Annotated in this window: 6 protein-coding genes; all 6 read left to right on the top strand. The window is 73.2% G+C overall.

What is annotated here, in order from left to right; all coding sequences use genetic code 11:
• The first annotated feature begins 246 nt into the window (after positions 1-246).
• The 6 genes from ACF1B9_RS11115 to ACF1B9_RS11090 all read left to right on the top strand — a co-directional run bounded on the left by ACF1B9_RS11115 (position 247) and on the right by ACF1B9_RS11090 (position 8,389).
• On the top strand, positions 247-378 hold the full coding sequence (locus ACF1B9_RS11115) for a hypothetical protein (RefSeq protein ID WP_391740905.1): 132 nt from the start codon (positions 247-249) through the stop codon (positions 376-378).
• Positions 375-1,769: a hypothetical protein gene (locus ACF1B9_RS11110; protein WP_391740906.1), complete on the top strand. Its 1,395-nt coding sequence runs from the start codon at positions 375-377 to the stop codon at positions 1,767-1,769. The genes ACF1B9_RS11115 and ACF1B9_RS11110 overlap by 4 nt, the downstream gene beginning before the upstream one ends.
• 11 nt (positions 1,770-1,780) lie before the next feature.
• Positions 1,781-2,842 carry a glutamate ABC transporter substrate-binding protein gene (locus tag ACF1B9_RS11105; protein WP_391740907.1) on the top strand — a complete coding sequence of 354 codons (1,062 nt, stop codon included), beginning with the start codon at positions 1,781-1,783 and terminating at the stop codon, positions 2,840-2,842.
• A gap of 102 nt (positions 2,843-2,944) precedes the next feature.
• Positions 2,945-4,270, top strand: coding sequence for a hypothetical protein (locus ACF1B9_RS11100; protein ID WP_391740908.1), 1,326 nt, complete (start codon positions 2,945-2,947; stop codon positions 4,268-4,270).
• Positions 4,271-4,331: 61 nt separating this feature from the next.
• Positions 4,332-7,082 carry a tetratricopeptide repeat protein gene (locus ACF1B9_RS11095; protein WP_391740909.1) on the top strand — a complete coding sequence of 917 codons (2,751 nt, stop codon included), beginning with the start codon at positions 4,332-4,334 and terminating at the stop codon, positions 7,080-7,082.
• On the top strand, positions 7,079-8,389 hold the full coding sequence (locus ACF1B9_RS11090) for a protein phosphatase 2C domain-containing protein (protein WP_391740910.1): 1,311 nt from the start codon (positions 7,079-7,081) through the stop codon (positions 8,387-8,389). The genes ACF1B9_RS11095 and ACF1B9_RS11090 overlap by 4 nt, the downstream gene beginning before the upstream one ends.
• Positions 8,390-8,454: the final 65 nt, after the last annotated feature.

Here is an 8,454-nt window from a genome sequence, read left to right as displayed (position 1 = left end):
GGGGCTGGGGGGGGGGGGGGGGGGGCGGGTGTGGGGGGGGGGGGGCGGGGGGGGGGGGGGGGGGGGGCGCCCCCCCGGGCGGGGGGGGGGGCCCCCCCCCCCCCCCCCCACGCCCCTTGTGCAAGGGAACCGATCAGTTGTCCCGGACGTGTTCATGGGTGGGGAGTTCGGTCCGCTCAGGGGATTGATCCGCCGATCGGCTTGATCGGCGGCGCAGGCCTTGATCGAATGCGAAGGAACGCATCCGTGGGCCGATGCAGGATCAAGGCGTTCCTGGTGTGGATGTCGGTCCCCGCGGCCATACTTCAGGCCGGGTACCAGTCCCCCGATCCGCCGGGGGCCGGGCCACCGTCCGTGACCGAGGGGGAGGTCGAGTGACATACCCGCCGAATGTACGCACGGCGCCGGACCACGCGCGGGCGCAGCCACCCGTGCCCGCGACCGCACCCGTTCCGCCTCGGCGCGGCGCCTGGTCCGTGACGTCCGAACGGCTCCGGGCCGCGGCGACGACCGAACCGGGCAGGCTCCAGATCATCGGGGCCGTACTGGCCCTGCTCGTCGTCGCGTTCGGGGCCGTGACGGCGTTCGAGATCGCCGACCGGGCGGCCGCCGCCGACGACGTGGTGAACCGCAGCCAGCCGCTGAGCGCCGACGCGGCGGACATCTACCGTTCGCTCGCCGACGCCGACACCGCGGCGGCCGGCGGCTTCCTCGCCGGGGCGCAGGAGCCACGCGCGGTCCACGACCAGTACGACAGGGACATCAAGGAGGCCTCCCGGCTGTTGGTGAAGGCCGCGGCCAACACGGACGCCTCGACGACGTCCGGTCACGAGATCACCACGCTCAACGAGGAACTTCCCCGGTACGCGGGGCTGATCGAGCGGGCCCGCGCGAACAACCGGCAGGGCCTGCCCCTGGGCGGTGCCTATCTCCGGTACGCGAACCAGCGGATGACCAACATCCTGCTGCCGGCCGCCGAGCGGCTGTACACGGCGGAGACCGACCGACTGGGCCAGGACAGCGACGCGGCCAGGGTCTGGCCGTTCTTCTCGCTCGGGCTCGGTGTCGTGACCCTGGCCGGACTGCTCTGGGCGCAGCGGCGCAACTACCGCAGGACGAACCGGGTCTTCAATCACGGGCTGCTCGTCGCGACCGCCGCGTCCACCGTGGTGCTGCTGTGGCTGGCGGTGGGGCACACGGTGGCGCGGTCCGAACTGCGCAGCGCCGATGTGCACGGACAGCAGTCGCTCGACGTTCTCAACCATGCGCGGATCGACTCGCTGAAGGCGCGCGCCAATGAGAACCTCACTCTCGTCGCCCGTGGCGCGGTGCTCACCCCGGACGGCAGGAACGACAAGTACGAGACCGACTACAACACGGGGATGAAGGCCCTCGGCGAAGAGCTGGGAAGAGCCAGGAAGCTCGCGGACGGCGATCCCCGGGGGAGCTCGCCGGTGGCGAAGGCCATCGACGGTGTCTCCGAGTGGCAGGGCCGCCACCGGACCGCCCGCACGACCGACGACGGCGGCGACTACGAGGGCGCGCTGAAGCAGATCATCGGGCCGAAGAACTCGACGGGTGAGTCCTTCGGCCGGGTGGACGAGGCGCTGAAGCAGGCGCTCGCCCATGAGCAGGGCGAGTTCAGCCGGGCCGCGGAGAACGGGCGCGGGGCGCTGGGCGGGCTTCCGGCCGGGGCCGCCGCACTCGCCGCGCTGGGCGCCCTCGCCGCGATCCTCGGGGTCAACCGCAGGCTCTCGGAGTACCGGTGAGAGGGGGAGCGATGACCAGGAAGCGTACGGGCGTGGCCCGTGGCACGGGCCCGGGGCCCGCCCGCGGCAGGCTGCGCGGCTGGGGCGGGGTGACGGGCATGGCCGTGGCCTGTGCGGTGACGGCCTCGCTCACCCTGCTGCCGCTCTCCCACGGCGGCGCCGACGCCTTCGTCCGGGACACCGCGGGACCGGGTACGGCGCAGGCCGTGCAGACCCGGTCCGGCGACTGCAAGGACCCGGAGGCGAGTCTGCCGCCGTCGAGCGAAGGCGGCCCGAGCATCGAGAAGATCAAGGCGCGCGGAAAGCTGATCGCCGGTGTCGACCAGAACAGCTTCCGCTGGGGATACCGCGATCCGGAGACCGGCGGGATCGAAGGCTTCGACATCGACCTGGTGCGGGCCATCGCCCAGAACATCCTGGGCGATCCCGACGCGGTGATCTTCCGGGCCATCCCCACCAACCAGCGGATCGCCGCCCTGGAGAACGACAAGGTCGATGTCGTCGTCCGGACGATGACGATCAACTGCGCCAGGCTGCGGCAGGTCTCGTTCTCCACCGCCTATTTCCAGGCCGGGCAGCAGGTCCTGGCACCGAAGGGCTCGTCGATCACCGGGTTCGACAAGTCCCTGGCCGGCAAGCGGGTCTGCACCGCCGAGGGCTCCACCGCGTACGAGGCGCTGGAGAAGCAGTCGTTCGGCGCGGTCTTCAAGGACGTGCACGACGGCACGGACGGGGACGAGGACCAGCTCACCGTCCCCAATCAGCTGGACTGCCTGGTACGGCTCCAGCTGGGTGAGGTCGACGCGATCGTCACGGACAACGCGCTGGCGGCCGGGCAGGCCGCCCAGGACCCGGCGGTCGAGCTCAAGGGCGACAAACCGTTCACCACCGAGTACTACGGCGTGGCCACGAAGCGCGGCGCCGACGATCTGGTGGCCCGGGTCAACCAGGTGCTGGTCGACTACCGCAGGGGTGGTGCGAACAGCCCCTGGATGAAGTCGTACCGGAACTGGCTGGAGGCCGGACTGCCGGGGATAAAGGCACCGCCGGCACCCAAGTACCGGAGCAACTAGTGCCGGGCCGGCCGGGGTGCGCGACGGCGCGGTCCCGGTCGGCGCGGCAGTGGCACTGATCCTTTCGGGCCCGTCCCGGCAGGAAGAGCGGAGAGGTGATCGATGGGCGTCGCGGGCTCCTTCCCCGGCTGTGCGGGGAGGCCCCCCGGCCCGGTCATGGACCGGGACGAGGCGGACCGTGCGCTGGCCCGGCTGGGCGCGGAGCACGAGGCGATCGAGACCTCGCTCCTCGCCCTGCAGGACCACGCGGGCCGCCGGCTCCTGGAGGGCGCCGATCTGACCGGTGTCACCAAGGAGCGCTGGGCCTCCACCGAGCAGTCGATCACCCTGCTGTGGGGGTACTTCGAGGCCTACGCGGGGGCGCTGGCCGAGGCCCGCGCGGTGCGGGCCCGCCGACGCCACCCCAACCGGGACGACCTGGTGGCCCTCACCGAGCTGCTGCGCGGCCAGGGTGTCACCGTGGCGCACGCGGCCGGCCGCCCCGATCCGTCGGTCACCGGCCCGGCCAGGCTCTCCGAGCGGTTCACGCTGGAGGAGCTGGTCGCCCGGATGAACGAGCTGTACGCCCGCTCGCTGGACATGGTCGTCGCCTCCGACTCCGTGTGGTCCGCGCTTCCCGCGCGGATAGACCTGCTCGCCGCCGAGCTGCACCGCACCCGCTCGCTGGCGCACTCCGTCGGTGTGCGGCCCGGTGAGCACCCGGCGGGTGACGATCTGGAGGCGATCACCCAGGAGCTGACCACGCTGCGGGTGCAGGTGATCTCGGATCCGCTGGCCTTCTGGCTGTCGGGGCCCGGCAGTTCGGCGCCGGGCGGCGGACGGCCCGACACGACGCGGTACGACCGGGCGGCCCGCGCCCTGGACGACGTACGCCGCGAGATCGAGGCGGTGCTCGCGGTCCGGCAGGACGCCGAACAGCGCCTGGTCCAGCTGCGTGACGTCCTCTCCCGCGCGGACCGGACGCTGACCGAGGCCCGGTCGGCGCGCGGCGAGGTGCTGGCGAAGATCGCCGCCTCGGAGGTGCCCGCGGTCAGCGGTCCGGCGACCGCGCTCCAGGAGCGGCTGGCCGCCGCGTCGGAGTACCGCAGGCATGCCCAGTGGCACCGGCTCTCCCCGCTCCTGGAGACGCTGGAGCGGGAGGCCGAGGAGGAGTTGTTGCGGGCCCGCGAGTCGCTGACCGCGGTCACGGCCCCGCTCGCCGTGCGGGCGGAGCTGCGCGGCAGGCTCGACGCGTACAAGGCGAAGGTCGCCCGGCACGGTCTGGCCGAGGATCCGCTGCTGATCGAGCGGTACGACGCGGCACGCCGGATGCTGTGGAGCGCGCCGTGCGATCTGCGGGTCGCCGCGCAGGCGGTGCTGCGCTATCAGGAGGCGGCGGCCGAACTGCTGTCGCAGCGCCGGACCCCGGGACCGGAGGACCGGCGATGAAGACAGGTGTGCGCAAGGTGGACGGGCCGCCGCGGCGGCGGGGCGAACAGGGGGACGGACCATGAGTACGCAGTGCCAGCGCCCCGCGTGCGAGGGCAGTTACGAGGACGTGGGCGGCGGTGAGCTGTACTGCGACACCTGCGGGCTGGCCCCGGTCGTCTCCCCGAGTGGCATGGTGAGTTCGCCGCCCACCGGGATCGCGGGCGGCGGCGCGAGCAGCAGGGGCAGCAGGGGCAGCAGCAGTTCCCGGGCCTCCTCGCGGTCCTCGTCCCGTTCGTCGACCTCGCGGCGTTCCGTTTCGGGGCGTCTGTCGCGCTCGTTGTCCGGCGGCGCCACGTCCCGTTCGGTGTCGGTGCGTTCCTCCGGTTCGTCCTCGGGGGCGTCCGGCCGGGGCAGGCTGGGTGCGGGGCTGGTGCAGGTGCCGGACGTGCCGCGTCCCGACCCGCGCTCGGCGGTGATGGAGAACCCCGAGGTGCCGGAGCGCAAGCGGTTCTGTTCGCGTTCCGACTGCGGGGCCCCTGTGGGCCGGGCCCGTGGTGAACGGGCGGGCCGCACGGAGGGGTTCTGCACCAAGTGCGGCCACCCGTACTCCTTCGTGCCCAAGCTGCACGAGGGCGACATCGTGCACGGCCAGTACGAGGTCGCGGGCTGTCTGGCGCACGGCGGGCTCGGCTGGGTCTATCTCGCGGTCGACCGGGCGGTGTCGGACCGCTGGGTGGTCCTCAAGGGCCTGCTCGACACCGGCGACCAGGACGCCATGGCGGCCGCCATCTCGGAGCGCCGCTTCCTCGCCGAGATCGAGCACTCCAACATCGTCCGGATCTACAACTTCGTCGAGCACCTCGACCAGCGCACCGGCTCGCTCGACGGCTACATCGTGATGGAGTACGTCGGCGGCAAGGCGCTCAAGGAGATCGCGAACGAGCGCCGCACCCCGGCCGGGAAGCGCGATCCGCTGCCGGTCGAGCAGGCGTGCGCGTACGGCATCGAGGCGCTGGAGGCGCTCGGTCATCTGCACAGCCGCAACCTGCTGTACTGCGACTTCAAGGTCGACAACGCGATCCAGACCGAGGACCAGCTGAAGCTGATCGACATGGGCGCGGTCCGCAGGATGGACGACGAGGAGTCGGCCATCTACGGCACGGTGGGGTACCAGGCGCCGGAGGTCGCGGAGGTCGGCCCGTCGGTCGCCTCCGACCTGTACACGGTCGCGCGGACGCTCGCGGTGCTCACCTTCGACTTCCAGGGCTACACCAACGTCTTCGTGGACTCGCTGCCGGACCCGGACAACATCGAGGTGTTCCGGAGCTACGAGTCGTTCTACCGGTTGCTGGTGCGGGCCACCGACCCGGATCCGGCGCGGCGGTTCGCCTCAGCGGCGGAGATGGCGGAGCAGCTGACGGGCGTGCTGCGCGAGGTGGTGTCGCTGCAGACCGGACGGCCGCGGCCCGCGCTGTCGACGCTGTTCGGCACGGAAGTGCGGGTCACGGACACGCAGTTGTTCGCCGAGCTGACGGACGAAGTGTCACGACTGGGGGCGCGGGCTGCCGCTCCGGCGTCGTCCGGGCGCTTCGGACGAGGACGGAAGGGGGCGGGGACCGTCGCGCCTCCGGTCACGGCCCCCGTGCCGGGTACGGGGCCGAGGCCGGGCGCGCTGCCCGCCGGTGCGCCGGCCGTGCCCGGTTATCCGGTGGCGGGCGCCGGTCCGCTGACCGCGCCGCCCACGCACCTACGGTCCGGCGGCGGCGCGGCGCTCCCGTACGCGCAGACCCCGGCCGCGATTCCGGGTCCTCGCGTCCCGGTCGCCGATCCCGGTGCGCCGTCGGGGCCGTACGTCCCGAACGGCCCCCGGCCGGCCGGGATCGACGCACGGGCCACCTCGCTCGCACTGCCCGTCCCCCGGGTCGACGCGAGCGACCCCAACGCGGGCTTCCTCGCCGGGCTGATGGCCACCGCTCCCGCCGAACTGATCGCCGCGCTCGACGCCGTGCCCGCGGCGTCGCTGGAGACCCGGCTGCGTGAACTGCGCGCCCGTCTGGAGATGAACGAGCTCGGTGCCGCGGGGCAGACCCTGGCGGAGCTGGAGGACCGGTTCCCGGACGACTGGCGGGTCGTCTGGTACCGCGGAATCACCTCGCTGGTCATCGGCGACAACGAGAATGCGGCGCTCTCCTTCGACGCGGTGTACGACGCGTTCCCCGGTGAGCCGGCGCCCAAGCTGGCGCTGGGGATCTGTGCGGAGGTGCTGGGCCAGCTGGACAACGCGGCCGAGTACTACCGTCTGGTGTGGACGACCGATCCGAGCTTCGTCAGCGCCGCGTTCGGCCTGGCCCGGGTGCAGATCGCCGCCGGGGACCGCACCGGGGCCGTGGCGACGCTGGAGTCCGTGCCGGAGTCGTCGATCCATTACACGGCGGCCCGGGTCGCGGCGGTGCGGGCGAGGCTGCGGGAACGGGCTCCGGACGAGCCGCTGATCGCCGATCTGACGGCCGCGGCCGAACAGATCTCGGGACTGGCCGGTTTCGGCCTGGACGCGGTGCGCCGCGAGCAGTTGTCGACCGAGGTGCTGGGGAAGGCGCTCGACTGGGTGCTCTCCGGGAGTCCCGCGGCTCGGTCCTCGGCCCCCCGGGCGCACGCGCCTGCCGGGTCGAACGGGCCGAGAACGCTGCTCGGCAGCGAGGTGGACGAGCGCGGCCTGCGTTTGGGGCTGGAGCGCTCGTACCGGATGCTCGCCCGGCTTGCGGAGCCCGGCGACGAGAGGATCGAACTGGTGGAGCGGGCCAACCGCTTCCGCCCCCGGACGTGGGTGTGAAAATGTCGCAGAAGCCTCAGGAGACGGCCCTGTCGAAGTGCCCCGGTTGCGAGGAGCCGCTGGAGCCGGGGGACCTGTTCTGTGGTGCGTGCGGGTACGACCTCTCGGCCGTGCCCGCGCCGCCGCAGGACCGCCCGACGATCGCCATGACCGTGCCGGCGGAGAACGGCGCGGCGGCCCGCCCGGCCGAGGCCCGGCCCGACGAGCCGGGCGGATCGGGCGACTTCGAGCTGGCCGCACCCGGGCCGGCGCCCGCGTCCGCACCGGCCGCCGGGCCGTCGGCGCCCGCGTCCGCACCGGCCGCGAACGCCTCGACGCCCGCGCCGGACCCCCGTACGCCCGCCGTCGATCTGTCCGCACCGCCGTCGGCCGGCACCAAGCTGTGCGTGGCCTGCCGGGGCGGCCGGGTCGACACCGACGGCTACTGCGAGAACTGCGGTCACGCCCAGCCCCGCGAGCGCGACCACATGGAGCAGGAGCTCGGTTCGGTGGCCGCCGTCAGCGACCGGGGGCTGCGCCATCACCGCAACGAGGACGCGTTCGCGGTGTCGACCACCGCCCTGCCCGACGGTTCGCCGGCCGTCGTCGCGATCGTCTGCGACGGTGTCTCCTCGGCGAGCCGCCCCGACGAGGCGTCGGCGGCTGCCGCGAGCGCCGCCAACGAGGCGCTCCTGGAGTCGCTGCCGCGCGGCACCCATCCGCAGCAGGCGATGCACGAGGCGATCGTCGCCGCCGCCGAGTCGGTCAACTCCCTGGCGCAGGAGCCCGGTCAGGCCATGGAGCACGACCCGCACCGCCATCGGAACGCCCCGGCGTGCACGCTGGTCGGCGCGGTCATGGCGGCCGGTCTGCTGGTCGTCGGCTGGGTCGGCGACAGCCGCGTCTACTGGGTGCCGGACGACCGCACCAGCCCGCCCGCCCGGCTGACCGAGGACGACTCCTGGGCCGCACAGATGGTGGCGGCGGGCCTGATGAACGAGGCGGAGGCGTACGCGGACGAACGCGCCCACGCCATCACGGGGTGGCTCGGCGCCGACGCGTACGAACTGGAGCCGCACACGGCCTCCTTCAAACCGGACCGGTCCGGTCTCGTGGTGGTGTGCACGGACGGGCTGTGGAACTACGCGGAGTCGGCGGCGGAGATGGCCGCGGCGGTGCCGGCCGACGCGCAGTCACGGCCGCTGCACGGCGCCCAGGTGCTGGTGGGTCACGCGCTCGACGGCGGAGGCCACGACAACGTAACAGTGGCTCTGCTGCCGTTCGCCGTACCGCCGCAGGGGGCAGGATCGGCCTGCGGCACCGCATGAGCCCCGTTCCGTAACGCTTGGTTCCAGTTCCGTCGGACCCTTCCGCCCCGTCACCTTCGCCCGCC

Source organism: Streptomyces sp. NPDC014727, from assembly GCF_043083485.1.
Taxonomy (GTDB): Bacteria; Actinomycetota; Actinomycetes; order Streptomycetales; family Streptomycetaceae; genus Streptomyces.
Note: the sequence above shows the minus strand (reverse complement) of the source record. Positions and strands in the feature narration are given on the sequence as shown.